We start from the raw sequence: 25740 nt of genomic DNA on the forward strand, positions 1-25740 counted from the left end.
GGCAGACGCAGTGCCGGGGGCTCTCGGTGTTCGGTGGTTCGGGTGGTTCGGGCTGGGGGGGCTCAGCCGGCCGTGCCGTACAGCCGGTCGCCCGCGTCGCCCAGGCCGGGGACGATGTAGCCGTTCTCGTTGAGCCGCTCGTCCACGGCGGCGGTGACCACGGTGACCGGCAGACCTGCCAGCTCCCGCTCCATCACCTCGACGCCCTCGGGCGCGGCCAGCAGCACCACGGCGGTGACGTCGGTGGCACCGCGCTCGATCAGCATCCTGATCGCGGCGACCAGGGTGCCGCCGGTGGCCAGCATCGGGTCGAGCACGTACACCTGGCGGCCGGAGAGGTCGTCCGGCATCCGGGTGGCGTAGGTGGAGGCCTCCAGGGTCTCCTCGTTGCGGACCATGCCGAGGAAGCCCACCTCGGCGGTCGGCAGCAGGCGGGTCATCCCGTCCAGCATGCCGAGGCCTGCCCGCAGGATCGGGACCACCAGCGGGCGCGGGTAGCTGAGCCGGGTACCCAGCGTGACCGCGACGGGCGTGGTGATCTCCACCTCGTCGGTGCGGACGTCGCGGGTGGCCTCGTAGGCGAGGAGGGTCACCAGCTCGTCGGTCAGGCGACGGAAGGTCGGCGAGTCGGTGCGCTCGTCGCGCAGGGTGGAGAGCTTGTGGGCGACCAGGGGGTGGTCGACGACGTGGAGACGCATGTGTCGAGGTTAGCCCGGGTCTGGACGGGTGTACGACCCGCCGTGCCCCAGCCGGGCGGCGGTCCGGGTGACACGCCCGTGACACGCCGTGACCTGTCGCGAATGTCCGGACGGAAGTGCCTCCTGTGGTATCAACCGGGCCGTTCTGGGAATGTCACGTCTTATGACGAGCAACCCGAACGCCGGGGACGGCTCGATGGACGAGCCCGTCGACGGGTCGGGCCGGAGCCCGGGCCCGCCGTACGACCACCCCGAGACCGAGGCGGAGCGCCGCAGGCGGCGGGCCGTCTTCCTGCGCGAACTCACCGAGGCGCGCGAGCTGCGGGAGCGGGTCCAGCCCCGGCGGACCAAGGAGCGGCGGATGCGCGAGGCCATGCGGATGCGAACCTTCCGGATCTGACAAGGCCCGGACGGCCCCGCGCCGCCGCGCCGCGCGCCCGGGGGCGGACCCCGGGTGCGGACCCGGAAACGGCCCGAGGCGGCCCCCGGCGGGCGTTCGGAGCAAATTTCGACCGGCTTCGGACCGCCACGCCCGACTTCGCCGTCCGCCACCCGGCCCTTCCGACACGACCTGCAAAGACGCGCTGCCGAACACCCCCCGCGAGGGCGGGCTTTCTGTCACGATTCCGATGGGACGGTCCGAACAAGCGGACCGCCCCTGGCGCGGGGGCGGCCAGATTTTCGCGTCGCCCGTGCGCGCCGGCAGCCGAGACCGATGATCTTGGGAGTGTCCCTGGTGGCGTACTTCGCTGCAGTGCTTGCTCGCACTGAGGACGGGTGGGATGTGAGCGAGACGGAGCTCGACGACGTCGAAACCCTGGCCGATCTGGCCGACCTGGCCCGCGACTCCGCCCAGGACGACGACAGCGTCCTGATCTTCATCGAACAGGAGGACGCCTGGTTCGCCGTCGTCCGCGTGGACGGCGAGGAGGACCCGCGGATCTTCGTGTCGGACGGCGCCGCCGCCGCCCGCAGCTCCTACGGGTCCGTCCTCACCGACGAGTTGGTCGACCAGGCCGGCGAGAGCGAGTTCGGCGACCTGGACCACCTGCTGGACGAGACCGAGGAGGCCGGGGAGCAGGACGAGGAGGACGCCGACGCCCGCGGCGGCGTCCCGGTCGGCCCGCTGGGCGACGCCCACCTGCTCACCGAGTTCGGCCTCGCCTCCGAGGACCTGCTCGCGCTCAGCGGCGAGGGCGCGGTGCCGGGCGACGCCCTGGAGGAGATCGCCGAGGCCCTGGGCTGCGGCGAGGTCCTGGAGGCCGTCCGGTAGAGCGGTCGGTCGTACCGGTGTCCGCCGCCGGATACCCGACACTGGATGCCATGCAGCCCGCATCCACCCCGCTGACCGTTCCGCGCGTCCCCCCGTTGCCCGCCCCCGTCCGCCCCGACCCGGTCCGCGACCGCTGGGCGGCGCCGATGCGCCTGGCCATGGCCGAGGCCGCACTGGCGCCGGCCACCGGGGACGTGCCGGTCGGGGCGCTCGTCCTGGGCCCGGACGGCGAGGTGATCGGACGCGGCCACAACGAGCGCGAGGCGGTCGGCGACCCGACCGCGCACGCCGAGGTGGTCGCGATCCGGCAGGCGGCCGAGAAGACCGGGGAATGGCGGCTGAGCGGCTGCACACTGGTCGTCACCCTGGAGCCGTGCACCATGTGCGCGGGCGCCATCGTGCTGTCCCGGATCGACCGGGTGGTCTACGGCGCCCTCGACGAGAAGGCCGGCGCGGCCGGCTCGCTCTTCGACGTGATGCGCGACCGCCGGCTCAACCACCGCCCCGAGGTGATCTGGGGCGTCCTCGCCGACGAGTGCGGCGAACAGCTGCGCGCCTTCTTCGACACCCACCGCTGAGAGCCCACCGCTGAGAGCCCGCCGCCGAGAGCCCGCCGACCGCCGTGGCGATACGGATTTCGTGACTGCGCCACCCCTCCGGTAGAGTTCCTCTCGGTAGCGTGTCCGAGCGGCCAAAGGAGCACGCCTCGAAAGCGTGTGTGGGGGCAACTCCACCGTGGGTTCGAATCCCACCGCTACCGCCATTGAGCAGTAAAAACGAAGGGCCCCGACTGGTGACAGTCGGGGCCCTTCGTCGTCGCGGTCTCAGTTTTGGTCTCACTTCCGACGCTTGCAGCTAAAGGAGCAGACGCACAACCGGCGCCACTAGTACGTTCAGCCCCATGGCTGGAATCGATGGAACGGTCGCGGTCAAAGGCCCCCTGGCGGTCGAGTGCCCAGGGTGCGAGCGCCCCACCATGTGCGACGTGCTTGGCCAGGGAGTGCAGTCAGAGGACGAGGACCTCCTCACCCGCGTAGTGATGGTGGGCTGCAACGACTGCACCCAGCTCATCCTGCTGGAGAGCCTCGAACTGCCAGCGTCGGGGCAATGGACTGAGCTGTACCGCGTGTGGCCCGTCCCCTTCCGCGAACTGTCCCCGGAGATTCCGGAGAACGTCCGAGGAGCACTTGAAGAGGCGCGTGACTGCTTCCTCAAAGCCCGTGCCTACTCCGCAACGGTCGTCATGACACGGCGTGCAGTCGAGCTTGCATGCAAGGCCGAGGGAGCGAGCGGACGCGATCTTCGCCAGAAGCTCCTGGACCTCAAGGCCGCCCAAAGGATCGAAGGACGCCTGTTCGACTGGGCCGACGAGCTGCGCATGCTGGGAAACGAGGGCGCACACGGCGACCATTCGTCCCGACAGGACGCAGAAGATGCCCTCTCGTTCGCCGAAGCCCTGTTCGACTACATGTTCGTCCTTGCCGACAGGTACGAGCAGTTCAAACGCCGGAGGGCCCAGAGGTAGGGAGCCCGTCCGGCTCGCTGTCGGTGGAGTCCTTGGCCACCTCCCAGATGAGGCCGCCAATCTGCATCGCCACGTCCCGCCTGATCCGGGCCGTCACGTGCTGGTACCGATGCGTCATGGCGGTGCTCGACCACCCCATGATCTCCATCACGATCCGCTCGGGGACGCCGAGCAGGAGGAGGATGGTCCCGGCGGTGTGACGAGCGTCATGCAGGCGCCCGTCCCTGATGCCGGCGGCGGCGAGCAGTTCCTTCCACCGGTCCCAGTCCGTTCGGGGGATGAGCGGGTGGCCGGTCTCCGAGGCGAAGACCCATCCGCCCTCCGCCCACTCCTGACGGGCGGCCAGCCGCTCCCGGTCCTGCTCCTCCTTGTGGAGCTTGAGCAGCTTCACCAACTGATCAGGGAGACCGATCAGGCGCTTCCCCGCCCTCGACTTCGTGAGCGCGGCGTCCGCATTCGTCCGGACCCGCTCCGGGCACCGACCGGCGTGCTTCCGGCCGCACGGCTCCGAACAGCCGTGCCCGTACTTCGGGCGCTGCCGGGCCTGCCGGACGCGCAGGGTGCCCGCCTCCAGATCGACGTCACGCCACTGGAGTCCGAGCGCTTCGCCCTGCCGCAGGCCGAGCGCCAGCGCGATGGCCCACCGGCCGCTGTTCCGGTTCTTGCCCGCTTCCAGGAGAAGGGCCTGAACCTCCTCCACCTCGTACGGCTCAACCTCCTCTTCCTCGACCTTGGGGGCGACGGCCAGCGAGGCGACGTTGCGGGTGAGGTGCCCGCGTCGGATCGCCTGGTTGAGCGCCGTCCGGATGGTGCGATGCGTCTGGTGGGCCGTGGCGGGCTTGCTGCCGTTGGCCTGCATCTTCTTGTAGAGCCGTTCCAGGTGCTCTGGCTCCAGCTTCTCCAGCCGGTGAGCACCGACTCCGGGGATCAGGTGGACGTTCACTGCCACCCGGTACCCGGAGAGGGTGTTCGGCCGGACGTGCAGCGCGGCGATGTTCTCCACCCAGTGGGTGAGCCACTCCGCCACGGTCCACTTCTTCCCGGCCTTCGGGACGTTGCCGTCGTCCCGCTTCCTCTCCAGCTCCCGGACCTTCTTGGTCACCTCCGCCCGGGTCTTCCCCCGGACGTGGCGCCGGTCCGGCCTGCCGTCGTCCTTGACCCCGACCGTCACACGGCCGTGCCACTTGCCGTCCTTGTCCTGGTAGATGCTGGAACCGCCGTTGGGCTGACGGGTCGCCAAGGGTGCTGCCTCCTCAGGCTGCGATGGGGTTGGTGGTGTGCTTCCGCATGCGGCTGCGGGTGAACTCGACGACGGCCTCGGCCGGCACGCGCCGGGCCCGGCCGATCGGGATGCTCTCGATCTCGCCGTCGCGGATCAGGGCGTACATGGTGGTGCGGCCGATGCTGAGTCGGCGGGCGGCCTCTTCGACGGTGAGGGCGACGAGGGTGGGGTCGTAGTCGGGGTGGTCCTCGATGGTGGTGACGGTCACTGCGGCTACTCCTTGGCGGAGGGGGCGGGGTGACGTGCTGTGGGCAGGCCCGGGTGCGGGGTGCCACGGAAACCACGGAATACACAAAAACCCTCTCTGTGGTGTCTGACCTGCGGTGATGCGCTCGGGCGGGGTACTCCACAGAAGTCCGCACTTATTCCGCAGAAATGGGCGGACGCGCCTCGGGCCGCCGCCGGGGTGGGTGCCGGCGGCGGCCCGAGGGTGGGGCGCCTGGGTTTTTGTGGAATTCCGAGCGACTTGTGTGGCAGGCGAGCGTGCTGGGCGTTGGTGCTGGTCGGGGCGGGTGCTGGGCGGTTTCGTGGATTTTGTGGATTCTGCGGGCGGCCTTGTGCGGTGAATCAGTTGGGGTGGAGCTGCGGGTGGGTGGCGTACCGGGGTGCGGGCGGGCGGCCCCGGGTGCCGGGCGGGCGCGGCGGTGCGGGTTCGTGGCGGAGCCAGCCGTGTTCTTCGAGCAGGCCGAGGGCGCTCTCCAGGACGGTGACGGTGGGGAACTCGGCGCGGGAGAGCTTGGCCATGAGGTCGCGCCGGGAGAACGAGGGGGCGGGGTAGTCGGTGAGGTGCTTGAGGACGGTGCGGGCGCCGGCGAGGGCCTTGTCCGCGCCCATGGCCTCGAAGACGTTCAGGGCGTGGGTGGTGAAGTACTCGCCGAGGCGGATCGCGCGCTCGACCGTGTCGACGGTGATGGGCTGCTTGTAGCCGTCACCCCCGTGCTCGGCAAGGTGGAGCAGACCGGCGATGCGCACGGTGGCGCCGACGAGCTTGCCGGCCCACTCGCTGATGTGGCCGAGGGCGCCGCACGGGGCAAGCCGCGGTTCGATCCGATCCTGGAAGGCAACGAGCGCGGCCCCGGCCTCCGGGGTGGTGGTGAGGACGGCCGGGTCGGTCCAGTCAGCCATCGCGAGGGTGAGGGCCGTCACCTTCCGCTCGTACTCGTCCGCGACCTCATCGGGGATCAGGTCCGGGAGACTCTTGCGCCGGCCAACGAGCGATTCGGGCATGGAGTACAGGAAGCGGGCGAGCAGGCCACGGCCGTCGAAGACGCGGTTGCGGCCGATGTCCTCCAGCACGCACGGCTGGACCGCGAGCGCCATGGTGAGGGCGGGCTCGTCGATGTACTGCTTGTCCCGGGACTGCCGGTTGACCTTGAGCAGGTCCCCGGCATGGCCCTTGAGGAACACCTCCATGTCGGGGCTGCCGCCGGAGTAGCGGCCGGCGATGGTGTCGAAGATGCCGCCCTCGGCGGACATGACGGCCAAACGCCCGCCCTGCTCGGCGAGGAGGGTGGTGATGGCGGCGGGGGTGCCGTCGTCGGCGATGAGCTGCGGTTCGGCCGGGACGGTGATGTCTGCGGCGGTGCGGGCCAGGTCGATCGCGAGGCGGTTCAACTCCTCGCGCTCGTCCTCGCTCGCGGCGGCGGCCTTGGCGGTGGCCTTGTCGGCTGCGGCGCGGGCGAGGCTGGCGGTGGTGGTGGCCTCCACGATCGCGCCCGCGCTCTGCTCGACCAGGGCCCGTTCCACCTTCACGAGCGGGCGGGTCATGGCCGTGAACACGGCGCTCTTGCGGTTGGCCGGGGGCAGGGCGACGACGACGTAGAGGTTCACCGGCTCGCGCCAGCGTCCGCGCACGACCACCACAGCCCGCCCGCCGCCGGCGACGGCCAGCACCGCCAGCGCCAGGCACCCGGCCAGATCAACCGGGGTCTGTGTCTCCTCCGCCACCGCCGCGACCATGTCGGCCACCCACCCGGGCAGGGCGTCCACCGGGAAGGGCGGGAGGATGCGGGCCTGACCGAGCGGGATCGGCTCCTCCCACCCGGGCGGTTCAGCGGCGAACGCGGGCGGGACGGCGTTCTCCCAGCCCTCGGTGAACAGCGACTCGGACGGCGCGGCGGGGGCGCTCACTCGGCCCACCGCCCCGGGCGATGCCCCGAGGAGAAGCGCTTCTCCTTGGCGCAGGACGGGTGGCGGTTGCTCATGCGGCACGCCCCACCGATCCGGCGGCGCGGGCGAGGCCGTTGGCGATGGTGCGCCGGCACTCCGCCTCGCCGAGACCAGCCTCCAGGCCCGCGCTGAGGAGAGCGTCGGTGGCGTCCGCTTCGGGCAGCGCGCCGGAGGCGACCAGGCGGCCGAGGGCGGCGGCGGAGGCGAACAGCCGGTCGTTGCGCCCGCCCTCCCTGGTGGCCCGGATCTTTGCGGTCTCCCGGGCCACGGCAGTGTCGACGTACGGGCCGAGGCGCCCGATCCGGGCCCGCACCGCGCTCGCGTCCACCACGACGGCCGGGGCGGGCTTGGGGGTGAGCAGGCCGAGCAGCCATTCGGGGAGCGGGATCGGGTCGGTGTCGTTGACGACGGTGTAGGGGCGGTGGTTGACGATGCTGCCGGGGGCGACGACGTAGCCGCCGTGGGCCCGGGTGTCGACCTTCCAGCCGAGCCCGTTGCCCTTCTCCCCGCAGGTGTTGCGCAGGACCACGCCAGCCGGGGCGGCGAAGTACAGGTGGGCGCCGCCCCGGCCGGTGCGGACCTCGTACGTCTGCGGCCACGGCTGGTCGTGCTGCTCGCACAGCGCGGCGAACACGTCCCGGCCGTCCGTGATGCCCTGCTCGGCCCAGCGGGCGGGCGGGGTGTCGCGGCGGTGCTTGGGCATGTCCAGGTCGACCACCACCAGGGCGGAGGGCCCGCAGGCCAGGCCGATGTTGTACGGGGCCACCTGCCACGCGCGGCGGATCACGTCGGGGTTGGTGGTGGCGCGGTGCTCCCACCCGAGGTGCCCGCCCTCACACGGCCCGGTGCCGGGGCAGTCCTCCTTGCTGTGCAGCGCCGGGTACTTCGAGTCGGGGGCCAGCGGGAACACCCGCCGACCCCGTTCGGCCGCCGCGAGCGCGGCCACCATCTGCGGGTTGCTGTTCATCGGTTCCTTCCAGTTCGGCGGCGTGCTGCTCGGCGCAGACCTTGTGTGCGGGCCTGCGCTGCTCGTCGCGAAGCGGGGTGGGACGGCGGCACCAGCGGCAAGGACGGGGGCCGGTGCGGTCGAAGTGAGAGGCGTCGCGCCAGTCCAGAAGCACCGCGCGCTGGCCGGGCTAGCGGTTGCGGTTGGTGACGTTGACGCTCACGTTCACGGCGCCCTGTGCGCTCCGGCCCCCGCCGCCTCCGCTGTTCTTGAGGAGGTAGAGGACGCCGAGAGCGCCGACGAGCAGGCCGAGGCCGGTGGTGGCGGCGGCGAGGGTCTGCAGCAGGAACCCGAGGCCGAGGCCCCCGGCGCCGACGCCGATGCCGCCGGCGAGCAGGCGGGCGGGCCACGGGTCCCGGGTCGGGACCGGGAGCGGGGCGGGGGTGTGCGGGGCGGGCAGGTAGCCGAGGGCGGGGTGGTGGATCGGGGCCGGGAGCGGGGTGGGCGGGTGGTAGAGGGCGATCGGGGCCGGGGCGGGCTGGGTGGCGTAGTAGGGGGTGCCGTCCTGGGTGTAGAGCACCGGGGCGGCGAACGGCGGCTGCGGGTTGGCGGTGTGGTCCACGGTGCTTCTCCAGTCGGCGAGTTGGGGCGGTCTCAGTGGAGGGTGGCGACGTAGTGGGCGATGGAGTTGAGGGCGCTGTTGACGGGTCCGGCGAGGCCGGTGCCGGCGATGGTGAAGCCGGACAGCCAGATGAGGACGGCGCTACCGGCGCTGACGCGCTGGGAGCGGACGAGGACGACGGTGATGATCGCGAACAGCAGGGCGGAGGAGACGGTGACGATCACGGCGGAGGGTCCTTCCGGGCGCCCCGGGGCTGTCCCGGGGCGTGGTCGAGCGGGTGGCGGAGGGTGTGTCAGGCCACGGCGGGCGAGGGGCGTCAGGCGCGTCAGATGCGTCAGAAACGGGGCGTCAGACGCGTCAGAAGCCCCTCGCGCGCACGCGTTACCTGGGGAAATCGGCCCGTTCGGCGTCAGAGCCGTCAGACGCGTCAGATGCGTCAGGGCCGTCAGAAACGGTCCGGGCGGTGGTTCAGGCGGCGGCCCGGTCGAGCGGGACGATCTCGTAACGGCCGGCCTCGTCGGTCTCCCGCAGGCGGCCGGCGTCGACCATCTCGGAGACCTGTCCGGACACCCAGCCACGGGAGCGGCGGAAGCGGTCGCAGTGCTCCATGAAGTCGGCCGGGGCGATCTCGGTGCGGCCCTCGGCCTCGAACTGCGCCAGCAGCTCGGCCATGATCTTCCGGGCCTCGTTCGCGCCGACCCGGGTGCGCGGCGGAACCTCGGGCGGGGCGATCTCCACCACCCGCTCAACGGGCGGGAGTTCGGCGTCCGGGTCGATCCACCCGTCTTCGTCCTCGCCGTCCTCGTCGGGGTTGAGGTCGTAGTCGAAGTCCACCGGGGCGTTCTCCTCGTACTCCTCGTAGATCCCGCCGTCTTCGTCGCCGTCCCGGCCGTCGTCGGCCGTGGGCAGGTCGGGGAGGGGGTAGCGGGTGCGCTGGGTGAAGGCGGGGCCGGCGGCCTTGGTGGCGGCTGCGGCGGTGACTGGGTCGCACTCGGCCCGGATTCCGGCGAACTCGACGACGTTGCGCGTGATGGCGTCGACCGGGGTGAGGTAGGCGCGGCCCGGGGTGGCCCAGAACGTCTCCGGGATGCCGTTCGCGGTCAGGTAGCAGTAGCCAGGGCGCTTGTCCTTCCATGCCTGCGGGGAGGCGCCGGCGTCCATGGCCTCGTCGGGCAGCGCGAACATGGCGTCGCGGTCGTCGCGCAGGCCGAACACCCAGGACGAGCCGAGGGAGGCGCGGGTGTCGGTGCTCATCTGGGCGCCGGAGGCACGCTGGAGCGAGACGACCAGGGAGATCCCGGCGGAGCGGGCTTCCTGGGCGATGCCGGTCAGGGCGTCCTCGTCGATCTCCCGCAGGGTCTTGGCGGCCTCCTCGAACCAGGCGATCAGGTAGGGCATGCCCGGGGAGCCGTCGGCTTGGACCCCGGCGCAGGCGGGTTCCCACTGCTTGTAGCCGTACTTGGCCAGCCAGGACGTGCGGGCCGGGATCACGGCCTTCAGCGCGTTGACCATGGCCTTGGTGGACTTGATGTCGAGCGCGGCCCAGTCGATCGCGGGCAGCAGCGGGCCGAGGGTCTGCTCCGCCTTGGCGGGGTCGGACGCCCACACGATCACGTCGCGGCGGGTGATGACCTCGTCCAGCGCGGTGATGCATCCCTCGGACTTTCCGCTGCCGGTCATTCCCATGCCGAGCAGGTGCATGGCGTTGCGTCCGGCGTCGGGGTCGCCGGGGAAGAACATCGCCATGTCGGCGCCGTCCTCGTAGATCCCGACGTGGACCGGGTCGGCGATCGACCCGCCCGGGTAGGACGGGCCCGGGTAGGGGGCGCCGGCCTTGAGCAGGTCGTTGGGCACCACGGTGAGCACAGCCTTGGACGAGTCGTCGGCGTCCGGGGTCATCCGCACGGCGTTCTTGGCCACCCGCAGCGCGCTGGCGAGCTTGGGCAGGGCCTTGGACACGTCGTCCGGGGTCAGCTCACCGCCGGGGAGCTGGAGACCGAACGTTGCCTTGTTCGGCTGCACCGTGGCCGAGGTGACCATGGTCTTGGCCAGGCCGACCTTCTCCAGCAGCCCCTTGTCCGCGCCCTCGCCGGCGCCCTCGGGGTTGACCCGCAGCAGTTGGCGGATGTTCCACGTCGCGGCGAGTGCCGATCCCCCTATCAGGTAGAGGCTGGGCAGAGGACCGGCGGCGGGTCCGGCGAGGGCTGCGGCGGTGAACCAGGACGTCCCGGCGGCGACGGTGATGGCGGAGTGGAGGCGGCGCTGCTGGCTGGTGGGCTTGCCCGCCCACCAGGTGGCGACGGTGAGGCCGAGCGAGGCGAGGGTGAGCCCGACCGCAGCGGCGGCGGACTCGTCCCACATCAGGTTCGCCGGGAGGGAGAGGATGCCGGTTCCGGCGGCGACGATCCACGGTGGCAGGTAGGGCTTCATGCGGTGGAGCAGGTACTCGCCGACGCCGCCGGCGTGCTGGTTGGGGTCGAGGTGCAGGTACCCGGCCTGCTGGCCGGTGTCGAAGTGGGCGAGGGTCTGGGGCTGGTGGCGGCGCACGGGCGGCCTCCCTGGGCTGCGGGGCGTGGGGTGAGGAGGGGCCCGGCCGGGGCAGCGCGCGGCACAGCTCACCCGACCGGATGGGGGTGAGGGCTGTGCGCGCCCTGCCCCGGCCGGGGATCAGGGACGGGTCAGCCGCCGAACTCGAACTTGCGGTGGGGCTGACGGCGGGGCTGGGCCACGCGGGAGATCTCGGGGTCGTACTCGCGCTGGAACGCGGCGTAGGTGCGGGCGATCTCGGCGGCGCAGTCCTTCGCGTCGTCGGCGGCCTTCTTGAGGTGCTTGGCCACCCGGCGGGCGCGGGTCAGGGAGCCGAACGGGCGGCCGTCCGCGTCGGGGACCTCCTTGAGCACGGCGTTCAGCAGCTCGTAGGCCATGGCCAGGTCGAAGGAGACCCGGGACATGGCGGAGCGGCCCTGCTCGCAGTAGTTGCGCACGTCGGCGTTGGTGAAGAACTCCGGGTCGCCGAGCGGGGAGTAGGCGGCCCCGCCGCCCGCGCCCCGGCCGCCGGACGGCTGGCCGATCCCGCCCGACGCCGGACCCGGACCACCGGGGCCCCGGCCGCCGTACGCGGCCCCGCCACCGCCGCCGGTCGTGTTGCGGGTGTAGTTGAAGTGGTAGCTCGGGCCGACGCGGGTGCGGGAGTTGCCACCGCTCGGCGGCGGGGGCGGGGTCTTGCCGCCGCCCGCGCCGCCGCCGTTGCCGGAGCGGCGCGGGGGCGGGAAGGGGCTGCTCGGGTTGCCGGGAGGGGTGCTCATCTGTGCTTCCTCCAAGGGGAGTTCAGGACTGCGGGGCGTCGAGCGGGGTGGTGGCGAGCGTGCGGCGGGTCCGCCACCAGAGCGTCTGCGCGGTGGCGGTGCCGACCAGCCACAGCAGGGCGAGCAGGCCGTTCGTCGGGCCGAACCAGACCGCGAGCGCCGACCAGGCGAGGCCGGCCGACCAGGCGGCGACGGCCCGGGTGCGGGCGCGGGCCTTGCGCCGCACGGCGGAACGCGGGTGCCGGTGGACGATCAGCACCCACCCGGTGGGCAGCAGCACCGCCGGGACGGCGAAGACGAGCGCGATGGGCGTCCCGGCGACGGACAGCACGCCGGCCGCCGCGAAGACGCCGATCCCCAACCAGGTGGGCGCCCACGCGACCCGCCGACGCCACAGGGCGCGACCGGTCGCGAGCGCCAACCGCCCGGCGAGGGAGGGCTGTTGCGGGACGACGAGGACGACCGGGGCGGTGCCCCGGCCGAGGTTGACCACGTGCGCGGCGGGCGCTCCCCGCCGGCCGCGCTGTGCGGGTATCTGCAACTTGGTGGTGCGGATGCGGGCCATGGCGGACCTCCGGAGCGGTCAGATGGAAGCGATGAGGGCGGCGGCCGTCTCGAAGGCGTGGTGCCACGCCTGGTCCAGCGCGTAGGCGCCGTTCATGCCGTGGTCGGCGAGGCGCACGAACCGCCCCTTGCCGGTGGCGTCGGCCAGCTTGCGCAGGGGCTCGCGCCGGTCGGCGACGTAGTGGGTGGCCGCGCTGAGGGCGAGCGCGGCGACGACCGGGCCGGGCCGAAGGCGGATGCCGAGCAGCCGGGCGCCGCCGAGCAGCACGCCGGCCTGGACGGCGGTGTAGGAGGCGACGTGGGCGGCGCAGGCCCGGCGGCCGGCCGCCCCGCTCTGGCCCTTGGTGGTGGCCTGGTGGTCGCTCTGGACCCAGTGGTCCGCCACGTCCGCCGCCGACCGCAGCAGGGCGTAGGCGGCGGCGAAGCGGACCGCGCGCACGCTGGTCATGTTGGCTCCGTTCATGGTCAGCGGGTCTGCTGGATGAGGGAGCCGAGCAGCTCGGGGCGGTTGGTGGCGCCGAGCGAGCGGCCGGCGGCGGTGAACAGGTGCCACCAGTGGGCGGTGCCGTCGTCGTTGCTGGTGTGGGCGCAGGTGAAGCCGTGGAGGGGGAAGACGTCCACGACGCGGGTCTGGGCGAACTCCGGCGGCGGGGCCGGGATGTGGTCGGTACTCATGGCGGGCTCCCGGGAGGTATCAGGCTGCGAGGGCGGTGTGGTCGGCGCAGGTCAGGCAGGTGCCGAGGTGCGCGGGGAGGACGTAGCCTGCGTCCCGTCCGCAGGTGGGGCAGGTGCGGCGGGCGGTGTTGGCCTTGGCGAGGGCGGCGGCCTTCGCGGGGGTCATCGGCCTCACGGGCTTGGCCCGGTCGAGCCGGTAGAGGTAGGCGGGGCGGGTGCCGCCGAAGCGGGAGCGCCACATGATCTGAGCGGCGACGTCCTGTCCGCCGGGGCGCAGGCCCTTGGCGCGGAGCTGCCGGCGGGTGAAGTAGCCCGCCGGGGCCATGCGCCACGGGTAGGTGGGGGTGCCGCCGTGGCGGGCGCCCTCGGGGTCCCAGTGCCGGGGGCGGCTCACCGCTCGTCGTCCGTGGTGTGCGGGTAGAAGCCGTACAGCTCGACCGGGACGCCGCAGTGGGTGCCGGTGGCGACCAGCCACGCGGTCGTGCCGTGGTGCTTCGGCTCGATGGTGGCGGGGTCGAGGTCGAGGGCGGCCCGCCACTGCTCGAACTGGTCGAGGCCGTCGTGCAGGGCGACGTACAGCCCCCACGTCCACTCGTAGGTGCCCGGCACAGCCGTCATCTTCACGTGGACGTCCGGGGCGGGCAGGTTCGCGTGGGCGGTGAGGAGGGCGAGCAGGGCGCCGGCCGTGGTGGTGGTGTCGGTGCTCATCGGGTTCTCCCCGTTCTCAGGCGGCGGCCGGCGCGTCATCGGCGCCGTACTGCTCGTTGAGCCGCTTGTAGACGACGTTGACGTAGGAGGCGGCGCGGGTGGAGCGCTGGGCGGCCTGGCGCTGCGAGACGCCGTCGCGCCAGCACTGTTCGATCACGCGGGCGGCCTCGGCCTCGTCCAGCCGGATGGGGGCCGGGGCGGTGTTCACCTCGTCGGCGGGGGTGTTCACCTCGTCCTCGGCGGTGAACGCCTCGGGCTCCGGGGTGTTCACCACGTCCGGTCCGTCCGGGTACACCGGGCCGTCGATCACGTCGTCGGCGTCCTCCGGAACTGGGTCGGTGATCGGTTCGGCGGTGTCGGCCGGGGCGGGGTGAACGGGGGTGAGCGCCGGGTGAACGGGCTCGGTGTTCACCGCCTCCGCCGGACCCGCCGGAAGCGCCTCCCGGGCCTCGATTCCGGGGACGGGCGGCAGGGTTGCGGTGGGCTGCGGGGCGTGGGTGAACGGTGCCTGCGGGAGGGTGAACAGCGGGGTGTTCACCACCTGCCGGGCGGCCTGCGGGATCGTCGCCGGGCGGGTGCGGAGCGGCGGTTGGGGCCGCTTCGCGAGGCGGGCCAGGGCCCTGCGGTAGGCCGGTCCAGCCTCGGCGACGAGCAGCAGCAACAGCGGCGGGATCAGGTGGATCACGACGCCGACCAGGTCTTTCGCCAGTGCGGCGGCCCCGATGTTGAGCCACACCGTGGCCAGACCGGTGACCCACCGGAAGAGGGCCGGCCAGCGTCCGGCGCTCACCCCGAAGCGGGCCAGCGTGCTGTCCGCCTGGAGGCTCAGGATGAAGCACCCGTCGCCGGCGACCGCCATCACGGGGCCGGTGCCGTAGCCGGGCGAGTGGGCGTCGATGAACGGGGCGGCGGTGGACATGCTCACCGCGACCACCGCCCCCGTCAGGACCCACGTGCCGGTGCTGATCACGAGTGAGGTACGGCGGATCTGGGCCGGGGTGGGCGCCTCGGTGGGCACCGGGTGAACGCCCCCGCCGGGGCGGTGAACGTTCACCCGGCACCCCCGGCGTTCACCCGGGCCCGGGAGCGGGCCGCCCGCCGCAGCAGGTTGTTGCGCTCGCGCTCGTTCAGGCCGCCGAAGATGCCGAACGGCTCCTTGCGCTCCAAGGCGTCGGCCAGGCACATCGACTTCACCGGGCAGCCCGCGCACATCATCTTGGCGCGGCGCTCGGCCCACTCGGCGGTCTCGGGCCCCATCTCCTCGGGGTCCGGGTAGAACAGGTCCGTGTCGCTGCCCGCGCAGGCGGCGCCGCGCAGGTCGCCGTCTCCGTCCGGGCGGTACCCGGCGAGCACGGTGGCCGCCGGGCGGGCGGTGCGGTGCGGGGTGCGGGTCGCGCCGCTGATGATCGTGTGGAGCTGAATCATCACGCCGCCGCCTTCCAGGTCCGCGCCCGGCAGCGCTCGGCGGTGTACATGAGCGCGGACCCGAAGCCGGCCGCCGGGCCGTCCAGGTCCCGCAGGATGTCCCGCGCGGCGTCGAGCCGGACCAGCCGGTCCTCGGCGGTCTCGTCCTCGCTGCCGATGAACAGCTCAACGTCGATGCCGACGCCGAGCGCCAGCTCCGCGAACTCCAGGGGCGTCAACGCCTCCTGGCCTCCGACGTACAGTTTCACTGGGTTCACCTCGTCAGATGGTGGGTGAGCCCGCAGGGCCGCCGCGCGTTTCCTTGGCCGGGAGCGTGGCGGCCCGACTCATGCGGACCCAGCTACTCGTCACATCACGAGCAGCCATGACCCCCGACCCGACCGGCGAGCGGGCGGATCGGGGACCAAAGACACTCGAAACGTGCGGACGTCACCCGGTCCGCGCGGGGACGGGGACGAGCCCCGTCGTGAAGCACTCTGTTGAGTTCTCAAAGGTCAAGCGCTGCCTTCGGGGGGCTGTCACCCCACCCCTCCGGGCGCATTTGTGCAGGTCAGAGCAGCCCAAAGAAGGCCCTCTGTGTCGCTGCCGTTTCTCTCGGTTGCGACACTCTCAACATAGAGAACCTGCCTAGGCAGGTCAAGAGGGTTGGGTTTCTCGCGTCTGTTGGGCACCTGCCTTAGCATTGGCCCATGGCCCTAGACCCGGATGACTCGCGCCCCCCGTATCAGCAGGTCAGCAGCTCTCTGCGGGCCTCGATCCTCACCAAGAAGCCAGGCTTCGAGACCGGCGACAAACTTCCTTCCGGCCCTGAGCTGGCGAAGCACTTCGGCGTGGCGCGTGGCACCGTCGACAAGGCGCTGGACCTGCTCCGCACCGAGGGTCTGATCGTGACCCGGCAGGGAAGCGGCTCGTTCGTCCGCGAGCGCACGTCTCGGCCGGTCGGGCTGCGGCCCCACCTTGAAGCGGCCTTCGAGCAGCAGCAGGTGACACTCGACTTCGCCGGGTTCTCCAGTGAGACGCTGCACAACGCGTTGCAGGAGCCGCTGGACAAGGTCCGCTCCGGCCGACTGACGCCGGAGTCCATCACGGTCCGCCTGCTGCTGCCGGACACCACGGTGCCGATGGCCGTGCCGGTCCTGGTCGACGGGCTCCAGGACGAGGTTGCACTTCGGGAACGCGCTCGGAACATCGCGCTGACGAACGCCGGCGGGATCGCCCACTCGGTAGAGATGTTGGCAGAACTGGGCCTCGTCCAGTCGGCGAGCGTCCAGGTCAAGGTGCACCGGGCGTCCAGCCTGTTCAAGCTGTACATCCTGAACCGGGCGGAGGCGTTCTTCGGCTTCTACCCGCTCCGCGAACGCACCGTGACGATCGACGACACCGCCCACACCTTCTACGACGTGACCGGCAAGGACACCACCCTGTTCCACCACGCCGCCGGCCCGGATGACGCCTCGCTCGGATCGCAGTACGTCCAGCAGGCCCAGATGTGGTTCGACAGCGTGTGGAGCACGATCTCCTACGAGCGGCAGCCATGACCACCACCCCTCAGCGGCTCACCGCCGCGCTTCGGCCGGTGAAGCACGTGCTCCTCGACTTCGACGGCCCGGTGTGCTCGGTCTTCGCCGGTCTCCCCGCCCCGGAGGTCGCGCGTCGGCTCCGTGAGGGCCTGCTCGCCACTGGCGAGCAGGCCCCGGCCGGGGCTGAAGAGGAGAGCGATCCTCTCGCCCTGCTCCGGCTGGTCTCGGACGCCCGGCCCGACCTCACGGAGGGCACGGACGCCGCGCTGGCCGCGCTGGAGACCGAGGCTGTCCGGGTTGGTCGGCCGACCCCCGGCGGAGAATCGGTTCTGCGTGCCTGCGCCCGCTCCGGCCGGTTGGTCTCAGTGGTCAGCAACAACGCGGGCGCGGCCATCGAGACCTACCTCACCGAGCACGGTCTCAGCGGCTACGTGGCGGGCGTCTTCGGGCGCACCCCGGGCGACCCCTCGTCCATGAAGCCGAACCCGCGCTTGCTGCTCGAAGCCATGGAAGCTGCGGGCACCGGGCCGGAACACTGCGTCTTCATCGGCGACGCGGCCCGGGACGTCGAAGCCGGGGATGCCGCTGGTGTCCCCACGATCGGCTACGCCAACAAGCCGGGGAAGGATGCCAAGCTGGCCGCCGCCGGTGCCCTGATCATCGTGGGCTCGATGCAGTCGATCGCCGAGGCTCTCACGTAACGGCTCACCGGAACGACGACGCGCCCCGCAGGTCGGAGTACCTACGGGGCGCGCCGGGGAATTTCCCTAGATCACCTGTCGACGGAGGGTGGACGCCGCCCCGAGCGTGACCAGGGCCGTAACGACGGCGCCGATGAGGCTCTGGAGCTGAGTGGCGCTGAGGCCGGCCTGAAGGCCCAGCACCACGACAATGATCAGGATCTGGGGCACGGGCCAGCCCCGGTCCTGCCACACGGCAGGGCGGTGAGTCATCATGGGGACGTCACCTTTCTTGTTTGGGATTGGGTGGCAACCGCCGGTCCCCGCTGTTGCTGTGGAAGGCGCGCGGGGTCCGGCGGAGTCTCTTGATCGCGTCAGGTACCGCCATAGAGCGGAATCTGGTCGCGTACCGCTTCGGCTACACGCCTTGTAACGGCCTTACGCTCTGCGGGCCGAAGTCGACGGTATGCCGCCCATGCTCGTTCGACCGGCGAGAACGGCCGCTGATCCAGCACCATCCAGGCCAACAAGAGCGAACGCTCATCTTCGGAAAGATCATCGACCTGCTGCAGGACAGAGTCCGGGTCCACAGGCTTGGCGTGATCGAGGAGTCGATGGCAGTTGGCGCAGAGGGTGATCATGTTCTCAAGGCCGCCGCTTCCCCCTGCCGCCAGGGAAGTGATGTGAGCGACCTCAAGCACTACCTCAGCCGGAGCGCTAGAGGGGGCCTCGGCAACCGAGAGTCCACAGTGAGTGCACGCGAAGCCGTCGCGCTTGAGCACCTCATCACGAAGTGCCGAGCCACGCCTCGGGAAGCGAACAGACGACTCCCATACAGGCAGACCACGAGCGGCAAACCGCATCTCATTCGGATGCAGCGACGAGTCTGAACGGGCTGTATCGATCACCCATCCATCGTTACGAAGGTCGCGAAGCCTCCGGTCAAGCTGGGCCACGCCAGGGAACGCCTCGCGCAGCTGGTCCATGGTGAACACGTTGCCATCGCCGACCTCACGAGAGAGCCAGAGTGCAACGCGCTTCCTGACGCCGAGGCTCTCGTCGTCCCAGCGCAGGTGTCGGGAGGGACCTTCGGTACCCATCTGTCACCCCCTCCATGCCGTGGCATCCGCCCACTGAGCGTTGGCGGCCAGAGCTGACGCTACGCCATCCGGCAAGCATCCGGCAAGCATCCGGCAAGCTCCGGCAGGCCGATCGCTGCCGAGGCAGTGGAGCGGTCTCAGTTCTGGTCTCATTCGCCCCCGTCCGCCGGGGTTCACCGCACCCCTACGACCCCCGTCCCACCAGGGGTCGGAACCCCGGCGAACCCCGCCGGATACGGCCGCACAGACCTCGAAAGCGTGTGTGGGGGCAACTCCACCGTGGGTTCGAATCCCACCGCTACCGCTCGAAAGCCCGAGGGCCCGTCCGATCCGGACGGGCCCTCGGCGTTTGTCCGGCCGGTGTCCGGGCACGAAAAACGGCCCCGTACCCCGGGCCGATGACCACCGGTGCCCGGTCCGTACGGAGCCTGGAGGGGGAGCGGCTCGGGGGGGACTGACCGCTCCCCCGGCGGAGTCCCACAACCGGCGCCGCGTCGGGGGAAGCCGCGGCGACCGGTCCCACAGCGGGGAGCTCCGGATCCACGCACCGGGGATTCCTGCCAGATCCTCGGTACGTCCTCCATCCTGCCGCCCGGCCCGCGACGGGGCATCCGGAGAAAGGCCCCACTCGCGGGGACCTTCGTCCCGCCGGCCGAACGCGTCGCACACTTGATAGCCCGTCCGGGTGGATAAGCTGCCCCCTGCAGGCCGCTCGGGGACCGGAAGACGGCGGCCCACGGCTGGGAGGCAGGTCACCCGATGGCGCAGGCGAAGAGGATCGGCATGGCCCTCCTGCTCATCTTCGTGCTCTACTCGATCATCACCTCGCCCTCCCGGTCGGCGGAACTGGTGCAGCTCGGGTTCGAGGGGATCTCGAACGCCGCCAAGGCGGTCGGCACCTTCATGACCGGTCTGATCAAGTGACGGACGGCCCGCGACCGGCCCCGGCGCACCGGCTACGGTGAGCGGGACCCTCTGTCCCCGTCCGCGAGGAGCGGCAATCGTGATCCGCCACCTGGTCCTGTTCAAGCTCAACGAAGGCGTCAGCAAGGACGAAGAGCGCGTGCTCGCCGGCGCCAAGGCCTTCGACGCGCTCGGCGCGGTGATCCCCGAGCTGCGCGAGTGGGAGTGCGGCTGGAACACCACCGAGCGCGACATCGCGTACGACTACGCGATCAACAGCCTGGTCGAGGACCGCGACGCCCTCCAGGCCTACCTGACCCACCCGGACCACCAGGCCGCGGCCGGCCTCTGGCGCGAGTTCGCCACCTGGGTGATCGCCGACATCGAGGTCTGAGCACCCGTCCGGCCCCCGTCCGTCCGACCCCGCCCGTCCGGAACCCGCCCCGGACGCGTCCCCCGGACGGACCGCCGCGCCCCGCCCGGCCTCCGGGCGGGGCGCCCCTGCTCCGTCCCGGAACGATCCGTGCGGCACTTCGCCGGCCGACCCGGGAAAGGTTGAACACCCCACCAACACACCTCCGTCGGGTGCTTGCCCGATGTGTGCCCACCTTGTGATGCTATGACCGGTTTTGCCGGACATGGCGAGGTACCGAGCCAGCCGCGACACCCGATCCGCAGGGCCCGCCGTTGACGACTTTGGGAGGGGTGAGGTGTCCGTGGACGAAGTGCTGGCTGCGATCACCAGCCCGGCCGGCGAGCTCCGCCCGGACCGGCTGCGCGGCCCCGGCGGCCGCCCCGCCGTGGACGTCCGGACGCTGACCCGGGTGCTGTTCGAGCGGCTCGCCGAGCTGCCCCCGGACGCCCCCGAGCGGGAGCGGGTACGGGCCGCCCTGATCGAGGTGAACATCCCGCTGGTCCGCTACGCGGCCACCCGCTTCCGCAGCCGCAGCGAGCCGATGGAGGACGTCGTCCAGGTCGGCACCATCGGCCTGATCAACGCGATCGACCGCTTCGACCCGGGCCGCGGCGTCCAGTTCCCCACCTACGCGCTGCCGACCATCCTGGGCGAGATCAAGCGCTACTTCCGGGACAACGTCCGCACCATGCACGTCCCGCGCCGGCTCCAGGAGCTGTGGGTCCAGGTGAGCGGTGCGATGGAGGAGCTGACGGTGCTGCACGGGCGGGTGCCCAAGGTGCCCGAGATCGCCGCCAGCCTGCGGATCCCCGAGGAGGACGTGCGGGCCTGCCTGGACGCCGGGCGGGCCTACAACGCGGCCTCCCTGGAGGCCGCGCAGGAGCACGAGGGCGGGCTCGCCCTGCTCGACCGGCTCGGCTACGAGGACTCCGCGCTGGCCGAGGTCGAGCACCGGGACATGGTCCGCCACCTGCTGGTCCAGCTCCCCGAGCGGGAGCGCCGGATCGTGATGCTGCGGTTCTTCGCCAACCTGACCCAGTCCCAGATCAGCACCGAGCTGGGGATGTCCCAGATGCACGTGTCCCGGTTGCTCTCACGGATCCTGACCAGGCTTCGGACCGGCAACTCCTGGGAAGAGTGAGATTGCAGCCAGTTACCCCGGCGTGACATCTTGCGACGTTCGGGTTTGCCGTGGACCGTGTTCCGGTATGGAGGGGGAAGGCCCTCGCCGGGAACCACCGCGCGACGGCCCCCGTTCAACCGACAGTCACAAGGGGGTGGGTGCATGTCCGGAGAGCTGGGCACTGCGGAGATCCACGCCGGCCGGGCCACCGGCACGGCCGTCGCCGAGGACCTGGTCCCGCTGCAGCGGGTCGAGACGGTCCGGCCACCCGGCCCCGCCGCGGGAACGCAGACGCCGCCCGGCTCCGGGCTGGACACCCGGACGCTCTCCCGCTCGCTGTTCCTGCGGCTGGCCGCGCTGGACCCGGGCAGCGCCGAGCACACCTACGTCCGCGACACCCTGATCGAGCTCAACCTGCCGCTGGTCCGGTACGCCTCGGCGCGCTTCCGCAGCCGCAACGAGCCGATGGAGGACATCGTCCAGGTCGGCACCATCGGCCTGATCAAGGCGATCGACCGCTTCGACCCGGAGCGCGGGGTGGAGTTCCCCACCTTCGCGATGCCCACCGTGGTGGGCGAGATCAAGCGCTTCTTCCGGGACACCAGCTGGTCGGTCCGGGTGCCGCGGCGGCTCCAGGAGCTGCGGCTGGCGCTCACCAAGGCCGGTGACGAGCTCTCCCAGCGGCTGGACCGCTCCCCCACCGTCGCCGAACTGGCGGCCTGCCTGGGGGTCAGCGAGGAGGACGTGGTCGAGGGCCTGGCGGTCGGCAACGCGTACACCGCCAGCTCGCTCGACTCCAGCACCGGCGAGGAGGACAGCGACGGGCCGCTGGCCGACCGGCTCGGCTACGAGGACCTCGCGCTGGAGGGCGTCGAGTACCGGGAGTCGCTCAAGCCGCTGCTGGCCAAGCTGCCGCCGCGCGAGCGCCGGATCATCATGCTGCGGTTCTTCGGGAACCTGACCCAGTCGCAGATCGGCGAGGAGATCGGGATCTCCCAGATGCACGTCTCCCGGCTGCTCACCCGGACGCTCACCCAGCTGCGCGAGGGGCTGATCAACGAGGGCTGAGCCCGTCACCGGGGGCCGGGCCCCGCCCGGCCCCCGGCTCGTCCAGCAGGTTGGCGCGCAGCCCGGCCAGCACCTCGTCGTCCAGCCCGAGCCCGTCCCGCCAGAACGCGTCGAAACCGCCCCAGCCGGCCTCGACCTCCGCGAAGGCCGCGTCCAGGTAGCCGCCGTCGGCCCGGAAGACCGGCAGGAGCAGCTCGGGCTCGCGCATCAGGCCACGGGCGGCGAAGTCGCCCAGCACCCCGCGCACGACCGGAGCCGAGCGCTCGTTGGTGAGCAGGTAGTCGGCCAGGACGGTCCCCCGGTCCACCCCGAGGGCGGTCAGCAGGAGCGCGGCGGCCCAGCCGGTGCGGTCCTTGCCCGCCGAGCAGTGGAACAGCAGTGGCGGGCCCTGCGGGGCGGCCAGCAGGCGCAGCAGGGCCGCGAAGCGCTCGCGCGCCACCGGATCCGTGACGAACCATCGGTAGAGACCGGTCATCAGGGCGGCCGCCCGGCCGTCTCCGAGCAACGCCCGCTGGCGTTGCGGACTTTGGTCGGCCAGCGCGTCGCGGACCAGCAGCGAGATGTCGAAGTCCGTTGCCAGCAGCGGCAGATGATGGAGCGTCACACCGCCTGGCAGGCGGTCCAGTCCGGCGCCGCGGACCTCGTCCATGCTCCGCAGGTCCACCACGCTGCGCAGGCCGAGCGCACCGAGCGGGCCGAGGTCCTCGGCGGTGACACGGTTCAGGCCATCGCTGCGCAGCGCCACCTCGCGCCGCAGAATCCGCCCGTCAGCCGCGCGGTACCCGCCCAGATCCCGGGCATTCAACGCACCGCGCAAACCGAGACTGCGTCCGACCAGCGGCGTTCCGGCGGGCTTCGGTGACGCATTCCGTACGCTCAGGAATCCCTCCGGCTCGGTATGCTGATCGACCACGCGAGCGCCTCCATTGCATATTCGGACTGTCACATGGCACAGCGGTGCCCGATATTGCATGAACCTGCCCAACGGGGCGGTGGGATGTGCAAGAGTGTCATGCGCAACGACGACAGTGTAGGTGCCCCGCCCACCCCACCGGGCACACCCTCGGTAACCACGTGTAGCACTCAGCTTCCGGTTTTTCATTTTCAATTCACTATTTGCGCCGCCGGTACGGTTCCGGTCACAATCAGCGCCTTCATGGCTTCGCCATGAACGTTGGTAACAGGTTCGCTGCACTCTCGCCCAATTGGTCCCTCGCACCGCCGTCCCTCGACCAGGATGGGCCCGGGCAGCCTGCTGCCCGCGAACAGCTACACGGGCAGGCGAGCGCCGAGGAGCGCCGCGCCGGCCCCAAGGGGAGGATCACCATGGGTCGAGCGACCCGAAGAGTCGCCGCGTGCGCGGCGGCAGTCCTGCTGGCCAGCGGCTTGCAGACCACCCTGGCCCACGGCGACACGGCGCCGCCCAGGATCGACCTCACCGTCCTGGTCGTCGACGACGGCGGCCCGTCCGTCGCCGCCATCACCGCCGAGCTGAAGAGCCAGGGCACGCCCTACAAGGTCGTCAGCCTCAATGACCCCAACCGTCCCGTGATCAACTCCGCTTTCCTGAGCGACACGGTGAACGGCCTGCCCCGGGGGAAGTTCCAGGGCATCGTGCTGCCCAACGAAAACCCCTTCCCCAACAGTGCCGCCGAGATGACGGCGATCGCGAGCTACGAAGCCGCATTCAACGTCCGTCAGATCGACGCGTACACGTGGGCCAACCCCGCAGTGGGTCTGAACTACGCTCAGAATCCCGGATTCGTGGGCACTCTCGACGGATTCCAGGGCGCCACCACCGCGGCCGGCACTTCGGGCCCGTTCGGGTACCTCAAGGGCAGCGTCCCGTTCGAGGACAACGACACGAACGTCAGCGAGAGCTACGGCTACCTGGCGACCCCGCTCGCCAGCCTGCCGGCCGGCGCCTCGTTCGTCCCGCTGGTCGACGCGCCGATACCCAATGCGACCGCCCGCGGTTCGCTGGTCGGCGAGTACACCCACGACGGCCGCAAGGAACTGGTCGTCACGTTCGTCTACAACCAGTACCAGCAGCAGTACCGGCTGCTGGCCCGCGGCATGGTCGACTGGCTCACCCAGGGCGTCCACCTCGGCTACGACCGCAACTACTTCGCCACCCACGTGGACGACGTCTTCCTGGCCGACGACCGCTGGGACACCACGCTCAAGTGCACCCCCGGCGACGTCACCTGCCCGCCCGGCACCCCGGACACCGCCAGCCCGATCCGGATGACCGTCGACGACGCCGACCACCTCAAGCAGTGGCAGGCCGCCAACAACTTCACCCTGGACATGGTGTTCAACGGTGGCGGCAGCGAGGACTGGAAGGCCGACCACGAGACCACCGCCGACCCCACGGCGGACCGGATGATCGCCGACCAGAGCAGCTACCGGTGGGTCAACCACACCTACACCCACCCGTACCTGGGCTGCGTCCAGAACGTCACCGTGGTGCCGTGGGTCTGCTCCAAGAACAGCGCGGGCGGCACCGTCTGGGTCGACCAGAACACCATCTCCACCCAGATCAAGAACAACGCCGACTGGGCCACCGCGCGCGGCCTCCAGTTCGACGCGCAGACCCTGGTCACCGGTGAGCACTCCGGGCTGCTGACCGCCCCGCAGGAGACCAGCGACAACCCGTACCTGGCCCCGGCGCTGGCCGCCAACGGCATCAAGTTCACCGCCAGCGACGCCTCCCGCGAGACCGGCCAGCGGGCCGTCGGCTCGTCCGTGCTGACCGTGCCGCGGTACCCGATGAACGTCTTCTACAACGCCGCCACGGCGAAGGAGGAGACCGACGAGTACAACTGGATCTACACCAGCAAGGCCAACGGCGGCAGCGGCGTCTGCGAGAACAACGCCAACTCGACCTGCCTGCCGCAGCCGCTCGACGTCAACACCGGCTACCAGTCGTACATCGTGCCGCTGGAGGCCCGGATCGACCTCGGCCACGTGCTGAACAACGACCCGCGTCCGCACTTCGTGCACCAGTCGAACCTGTCCGAGGACCGCATCCTGTACCCGGTGCTGGAGAAGATCCTCGGCACCTACCGCTCGCTGCACGCGGACAGCGCCCCGATCGTGAACCTGAGCCAGCGCGAGATCGGCCAGGAGTTCCAGCGCCGCGCGGCCTGGAACAGCGCGCTCGCCGCCGGCCAGGTCACCGCCTACCGGGTCGGCAACACCATCACCGTGAACGCGCCGTCGGGCGTTCAGGTCCAGGCCACCATGCCGACCGGAACTGCTCAGAAGCTGGCCATCGGAACGGGCGGGTTCGGTTCGTCCTACGCCGGTACGCTCTCGGGTTGGGTGTCCCCGGGCGCGCTGCAGAGCAGCGTCACCCTGCAGCTGCCGTCCGCGCCGGCCGCCCCGGCCGCCGTCGCCCCGGGCGTCGCGGCCAAGTCCGTCCCGGCCCCGGTGCCGGCGGACAAGAAGGTCGTGCCGCAGGGCGTCGCGACCCCCGTCCCGGTGGGCCCGAGCGACACCACGCGCAAGCCCGCCCCGTCCCTGGTCCCGGGTAGCGGAACCCCGGTGCCGGGCAAGGACGTCACCGCTGGCACCATCGGTCAGGGCGGCGACGGCCACCACGGCAACACCGCTGCGACGAAGAACGGCAAGCCGTCTGGGGGGACGGCCACGCCGAGCAGCACCACCGGACGCTCCGGCAACCGGTAACCGGTACGATCCGCCGCCGGCGGGGTCGGGCCGGTCACCCGGCCCG

Annotated in this window: 31 protein-coding genes and 2 tRNA genes; 13 read left to right on the forward strand and 20 right to left on the reverse strand. The window is 71.5% G+C overall.

All coding sequences use genetic code 11. The features are described 5' to 3' along the window. Positions 1-62: 62 nt before the first annotated feature. Positions 63-698 (reverse strand): uracil phosphoribosyltransferase, encoded by a 636-nt coding sequence (gene upp, locus ACFWJ4_RS33370; protein WP_049650159.1) that lies wholly within the window; start codon positions 696-698, stop codon positions 63-65. A 196-nt stretch (positions 699-894) separates the two neighbouring features. Between upp and ACFWJ4_RS33375 the strand changes: the two genes are divergently transcribed. The 5 genes from ACFWJ4_RS33375 to ACFWJ4_RS33395 all read left to right on the forward strand — a co-directional run bounded on the left by ACFWJ4_RS33375 (position 895) and on the right by ACFWJ4_RS33395 (position 3496). Beyond that, complete coding sequence (locus tag ACFWJ4_RS33375) at positions 895-1098, forward strand: hypothetical protein (protein ID WP_359913963.1); 204 nt, start codon at positions 895-897, stop codon at positions 1096-1098. Positions 1099-1413: 315 nt separating this feature from the next. Continuing rightward, positions 1414-1971, forward strand: a complete 558-nt coding sequence (locus ACFWJ4_RS33380; RefSeq protein WP_359913958.1) for a tRNA adenosine deaminase-associated protein — start codon at positions 1414-1416, stop codon at positions 1969-1971. A 50-nt stretch (positions 1972-2021) separates the two neighbouring features. Next, on the forward strand, positions 2022-2549 hold the full coding sequence (gene tadA / locus ACFWJ4_RS33385; protein ID WP_380550840.1) for a tRNA adenosine(34) deaminase TadA: 528 nt from the start codon (positions 2022-2024) through the stop codon (positions 2547-2549). 95 nt (positions 2550-2644) lie between these two features. Continuing rightward, positions 2645-2734, forward strand: a tRNA-Ser gene (locus ACFWJ4_RS33390). A 138-nt stretch (positions 2735-2872) separates the two neighbouring features. Further along, complete coding sequence (locus tag ACFWJ4_RS33395) at positions 2873-3496, forward strand: DUF4145 domain-containing protein (RefSeq protein WP_380550843.1); 624 nt, start codon at positions 2873-2875, stop codon at positions 3494-3496. Here the strand turns inward: ACFWJ4_RS33395 and ACFWJ4_RS33400 are convergent. The 16 genes from ACFWJ4_RS33400 to ACFWJ4_RS33475 all read right to left on the reverse strand — a co-directional run bounded on the left by ACFWJ4_RS33400 (position 3471) and on the right by ACFWJ4_RS33475 (position 15440). Further along, complete coding sequence (locus tag ACFWJ4_RS33400) at positions 3471-4736, reverse strand: tyrosine-type recombinase/integrase (RefSeq protein ID WP_380550846.1); 1266 nt, start codon at positions 4734-4736, stop codon at positions 3471-3473. The genes ACFWJ4_RS33395 and ACFWJ4_RS33400 overlap by 26 nt on opposite strands. Positions 4737-4749: 13 nt before the next feature. Further along, positions 4750-4986 (reverse strand): helix-turn-helix domain-containing protein, encoded by a 237-nt coding sequence (locus tag ACFWJ4_RS33405; RefSeq protein ID WP_380550849.1) that lies wholly within the window; start codon positions 4984-4986, stop codon positions 4750-4752. Positions 4987-5345: 359 nt separating this feature from the next. Next, positions 5346-6908, reverse strand: coding sequence for a YfjI family protein (locus tag ACFWJ4_RS33410; protein ID WP_380550852.1), 1563 nt, complete (start codon positions 6906-6908; stop codon positions 5346-5348). Between the two features lie 70 nt (positions 6909-6978). After that, positions 6979-7914 (reverse strand): bifunctional DNA primase/polymerase, encoded by a 936-nt coding sequence (locus ACFWJ4_RS33415; protein ID WP_380550855.1) that lies wholly within the window; start codon positions 7912-7914, stop codon positions 6979-6981. A 169-nt stretch (positions 7915-8083) separates the two neighbouring features. Beyond that, positions 8084-8515, reverse strand: a complete 432-nt coding sequence (locus ACFWJ4_RS33420; protein ID WP_380550858.1) for a hypothetical protein — start codon at positions 8513-8515, stop codon at positions 8084-8086. A gap of 32 nt (positions 8516-8547) precedes the next feature. Further along, positions 8548-8739, reverse strand: a complete 192-nt coding sequence (locus ACFWJ4_RS33425; protein WP_380550861.1) for a hypothetical protein — start codon at positions 8737-8739, stop codon at positions 8548-8550. A 244-nt stretch (positions 8740-8983) separates the two neighbouring features. Next, positions 8984-11062 (reverse strand): plasmid transfer protein TraB, encoded by a 2079-nt coding sequence (gene traB, locus ACFWJ4_RS33430; protein WP_380550864.1) that lies wholly within the window; start codon positions 11060-11062, stop codon positions 8984-8986. A 131-nt stretch (positions 11063-11193) separates the two neighbouring features. Further along, complete coding sequence (traA, locus tag ACFWJ4_RS33435) at positions 11194-11820, reverse strand: plasmid transfer protein TraA (RefSeq protein WP_380550867.1); 627 nt, start codon at positions 11818-11820, stop codon at positions 11194-11196. 22 nt (positions 11821-11842) lie between these two features. After that, positions 11843-12385, reverse strand: coding sequence for a hypothetical protein (locus ACFWJ4_RS33440; RefSeq protein WP_380550870.1), 543 nt, complete (start codon positions 12383-12385; stop codon positions 11843-11845). 18 nt (positions 12386-12403) lie between these two features. Next, a complete protein-coding gene (locus ACFWJ4_RS33445) occupies positions 12404-12832 on the reverse strand; it encodes a hypothetical protein (RefSeq protein WP_380550872.1) in 429 nt (142 codons plus the stop codon). Between the two features lie 17 nt (positions 12833-12849). Next, positions 12850-13059, reverse strand: coding sequence for a hypothetical protein (locus tag ACFWJ4_RS33450; protein WP_380550875.1), 210 nt, complete (start codon positions 13057-13059; stop codon positions 12850-12852). Between the two features lie 19 nt (positions 13060-13078). After that, positions 13079-13453: an RRQRL motif-containing zinc-binding protein gene (locus tag ACFWJ4_RS33455; protein WP_380550878.1), complete on the reverse strand. Its 375-nt coding sequence runs from the start codon at positions 13451-13453 to the stop codon at positions 13079-13081. Further along, the gene (locus tag ACFWJ4_RS33460; RefSeq protein WP_380550881.1) at positions 13450-13767 is read right to left on the reverse strand and encodes a hypothetical protein; all 318 of its coding nucleotides are present in this window, start codon (positions 13765-13767) and stop codon (positions 13450-13452) included. Before ACFWJ4_RS33460 ends, ACFWJ4_RS33455 begins: the two co-directional genes overlap by 4 nt. A gap of 16 nt (positions 13768-13783) precedes the next feature. Beyond that, positions 13784-14785 carry a hypothetical protein gene (locus ACFWJ4_RS33465; protein ID WP_380550884.1) on the reverse strand — a complete coding sequence of 334 codons (1002 nt, stop codon included), beginning with the start codon at positions 14783-14785 and terminating at the stop codon, positions 13784-13786. Between the two features lie 32 nt (positions 14786-14817). After that, the gene (locus tag ACFWJ4_RS33470; protein ID WP_380550911.1) at positions 14818-15192 is read right to left on the reverse strand and encodes a WhiB family transcriptional regulator; all 375 of its coding nucleotides are present in this window, start codon (positions 15190-15192) and stop codon (positions 14818-14820) included. After that, a complete protein-coding gene (locus ACFWJ4_RS33475; protein ID WP_380550887.1) occupies positions 15192-15440 on the reverse strand; it encodes a hypothetical protein in 249 nt (82 codons plus the stop codon). The genes ACFWJ4_RS33470 and ACFWJ4_RS33475 overlap by 1 nt, the downstream gene beginning before the upstream one ends. Before the next feature lie 441 nt (positions 15441-15881). Here ACFWJ4_RS33475 and ACFWJ4_RS33480 point away from each other — a divergent pair, with 441 nt between their 5' ends. Both ACFWJ4_RS33480 and ACFWJ4_RS33485 read left to right on the forward strand, forming a co-directional pair. Beyond that, a complete protein-coding gene (locus ACFWJ4_RS33480) occupies positions 15882-16730 on the forward strand; it encodes a GntR family transcriptional regulator (protein WP_380550890.1) in 849 nt (282 codons plus the stop codon). Next, positions 16727-17413, forward strand: a complete 687-nt coding sequence (locus ACFWJ4_RS33485; protein ID WP_380550893.1) for an HAD family hydrolase — start codon at positions 16727-16729, stop codon at positions 17411-17413. Before ACFWJ4_RS33480 ends, ACFWJ4_RS33485 begins: the two co-directional genes overlap by 4 nt. Before the next feature lie 66 nt (positions 17414-17479). Here ACFWJ4_RS33485 and ACFWJ4_RS33490 read toward each other — a convergent pair whose 3' ends face one another. Together ACFWJ4_RS33490 and ACFWJ4_RS33495 are read right to left on the reverse strand one after the other, a co-directional pair. Further along, on the reverse strand, positions 17480-17668 hold the full coding sequence (locus ACFWJ4_RS33490; protein WP_380550896.1) for a hypothetical protein: 189 nt from the start codon (positions 17666-17668) through the stop codon (positions 17480-17482). 98 nt (positions 17669-17766) lie between these two features. Further along, entirely contained in the window at positions 17767-18492 is a 726-nt protein-coding gene (locus tag ACFWJ4_RS33495) for an HNH endonuclease (protein ID WP_380550899.1), read from the reverse strand. A gap of 205 nt (positions 18493-18697) precedes the next feature. On the opposite strand from ACFWJ4_RS33495, the gene ACFWJ4_RS33500 reads away from it, so the two are divergent. From ACFWJ4_RS33500 to ACFWJ4_RS33520, 5 genes are all read left to right on the forward strand, one after another. Next, positions 18698-18793: transfer RNA gene (locus tag ACFWJ4_RS33500), tRNA-Ser, on the forward strand. 482 nt (positions 18794-19275) lie between these two features. Beyond that, positions 19276-19416, forward strand: a complete 141-nt coding sequence (locus ACFWJ4_RS33505; protein ID WP_359913966.1) for a hypothetical protein — start codon at positions 19276-19278, stop codon at positions 19414-19416. Positions 19417-19495: 79 nt separating this feature from the next. Next, complete coding sequence (locus tag ACFWJ4_RS33510; RefSeq protein WP_360351558.1) at positions 19496-19789, forward strand: Dabb family protein; 294 nt, start codon at positions 19496-19498, stop codon at positions 19787-19789. Positions 19790-20033: 244 nt separating this feature from the next. Further along, positions 20034-20951, forward strand: a complete 918-nt coding sequence (locus ACFWJ4_RS33515; protein ID WP_380358919.1) for an RNA polymerase sigma factor SigF — start codon at positions 20034-20036, stop codon at positions 20949-20951. A 144-nt stretch (positions 20952-21095) separates the two neighbouring features. Beyond that, on the forward strand, positions 21096-22001 hold the full coding sequence (locus ACFWJ4_RS33520; protein ID WP_380550902.1) for an RNA polymerase sigma factor SigF: 906 nt from the start codon (positions 21096-21098) through the stop codon (positions 21999-22001). Here the strand turns inward: ACFWJ4_RS33520 and ACFWJ4_RS33525 are convergent. Then, positions 21988-23103, reverse strand: coding sequence for a tyrosine-protein phosphatase (locus tag ACFWJ4_RS33525; RefSeq protein WP_380550905.1), 1116 nt, complete (start codon positions 23101-23103; stop codon positions 21988-21990). The two genes, ACFWJ4_RS33520 and ACFWJ4_RS33525, sit on opposite strands and share 14 nt — an antisense overlap. Positions 23104-23327: 224 nt before the next feature. Here ACFWJ4_RS33525 and ACFWJ4_RS33530 point away from each other — a divergent pair, with 224 nt between their 5' ends. Then, positions 23328-25694 (forward strand): hypothetical protein, encoded by a 2367-nt coding sequence (locus ACFWJ4_RS33530; RefSeq protein WP_380550908.1) that lies wholly within the window; start codon positions 23328-23330, stop codon positions 25692-25694. Positions 25695-25740 lie beyond the last annotated feature (46 nt).

The organism is Kitasatospora sp. NPDC127067, from assembly GCF_042724755.1.
GTDB classification, from domain to species: domain Bacteria; phylum Actinomycetota; class Actinomycetes; order Streptomycetales; family Streptomycetaceae; genus Kitasatospora; species Kitasatospora lactacystinica.

Coding starts and splice junctions, on each gene's coding strand:
- ACFWJ4_RS33520 (WP_380550902.1), top strand. CDS start 21,096: ATGTCCGGAGAGCTGGGCACTGCGGAGATCCACGCCGGCCGGGCCACC.
- ACFWJ4_RS33415 (WP_380550855.1), bottom strand. CDS start 7,914: ATGAACAGCAACCCGCAGATGGTGGCCGCGCTCGCGGCGGCCGAACGG.
- ACFWJ4_RS33395 (WP_380550843.1), top strand. CDS start 2,873: ATGGCTGGAATCGATGGAACGGTCGCGGTCAAAGGCCCCCTGGCGGTC.
- ACFWJ4_RS33380 (WP_359913958.1), top strand. CDS start 1,414: ATGATCTTGGGAGTGTCCCTGGTGGCGTACTTCGCTGCAGTGCTTGCT.
- ACFWJ4_RS33480 (WP_380550890.1), top strand. CDS start 15,882: ATGGCCCTAGACCCGGATGACTCGCGCCCCCCGTATCAGCAGGTCAGC.
- ACFWJ4_RS33460 (WP_380550881.1), bottom strand. CDS start 13,767: ATGAGCACCGACACCACCACCACGGCCGGCGCCCTGCTCGCCCTCCTC.
- tadA (WP_380550840.1), top strand. CDS start 2,022: ATGCAGCCCGCATCCACCCCGCTGACCGTTCCGCGCGTCCCCCCGTTG.
- ACFWJ4_RS33450 (WP_380550875.1), bottom strand. CDS start 13,059: ATGAGTACCGACCACATCCCGGCCCCGCCGCCGGAGTTCGCCCAGACC.
- ACFWJ4_RS33525 (WP_380550905.1), bottom strand. CDS start 23,103: ATGAAAAACCGGAAGCTGAGTGCTACACGTGGTTACCGAGGGTGTGCC.
- ACFWJ4_RS33445 (WP_380550872.1), bottom strand. CDS start 12,832: ATGACCAGCGTGCGCGCGGTCCGCTTCGCCGCCGCCTACGCCCTGCTG.
- traA (WP_380550867.1), bottom strand. CDS start 11,820: ATGAGCACCCCTCCCGGCAACCCGAGCAGCCCCTTCCCGCCCCCGCGC.
- ACFWJ4_RS33515 (WP_380358919.1), top strand. CDS start 20,034: ATGGCGAGGTACCGAGCCAGCCGCGACACCCGATCCGCAGGGCCCGCC.
- ACFWJ4_RS33495 (WP_380550899.1), bottom strand. CDS start 18,492: ATGGGTACCGAAGGTCCCTCCCGACACCTGCGCTGGGACGACGAGAGC.
- ACFWJ4_RS33375 (WP_359913963.1), top strand. CDS start 895: ATGGACGAGCCCGTCGACGGGTCGGGCCGGAGCCCGGGCCCGCCGTAC.
- ACFWJ4_RS33440 (WP_380550870.1), bottom strand. CDS start 12,385: ATGGCCCGCATCCGCACCACCAAGTTGCAGATACCCGCACAGCGCGGC.
- upp (WP_049650159.1), bottom strand. CDS start 698: ATGCGTCTCCACGTCGTCGACCACCCCCTGGTCGCCCACAAGCTCTCC.
- ACFWJ4_RS33470 (WP_380550911.1), bottom strand. CDS start 15,192: ATGATTCAGCTCCACACGATCATCAGCGGCGCGACCCGCACCCCGCAC.
- ACFWJ4_RS33485 (WP_380550893.1), top strand. CDS start 16,727: ATGACCACCACCCCTCAGCGGCTCACCGCCGCGCTTCGGCCGGTGAAG.
- ACFWJ4_RS33530 (WP_380550908.1), top strand. CDS start 23,328: ATGGGTCGAGCGACCCGAAGAGTCGCCGCGTGCGCGGCGGCAGTCCTG.
- ACFWJ4_RS33505 (WP_359913966.1), top strand. CDS start 19,276: ATGGCCCTCCTGCTCATCTTCGTGCTCTACTCGATCATCACCTCGCCC.
- ACFWJ4_RS33490 (WP_380550896.1), bottom strand. CDS start 17,668: ATGATGACTCACCGCCCTGCCGTGTGGCAGGACCGGGGCTGGCCCGTG.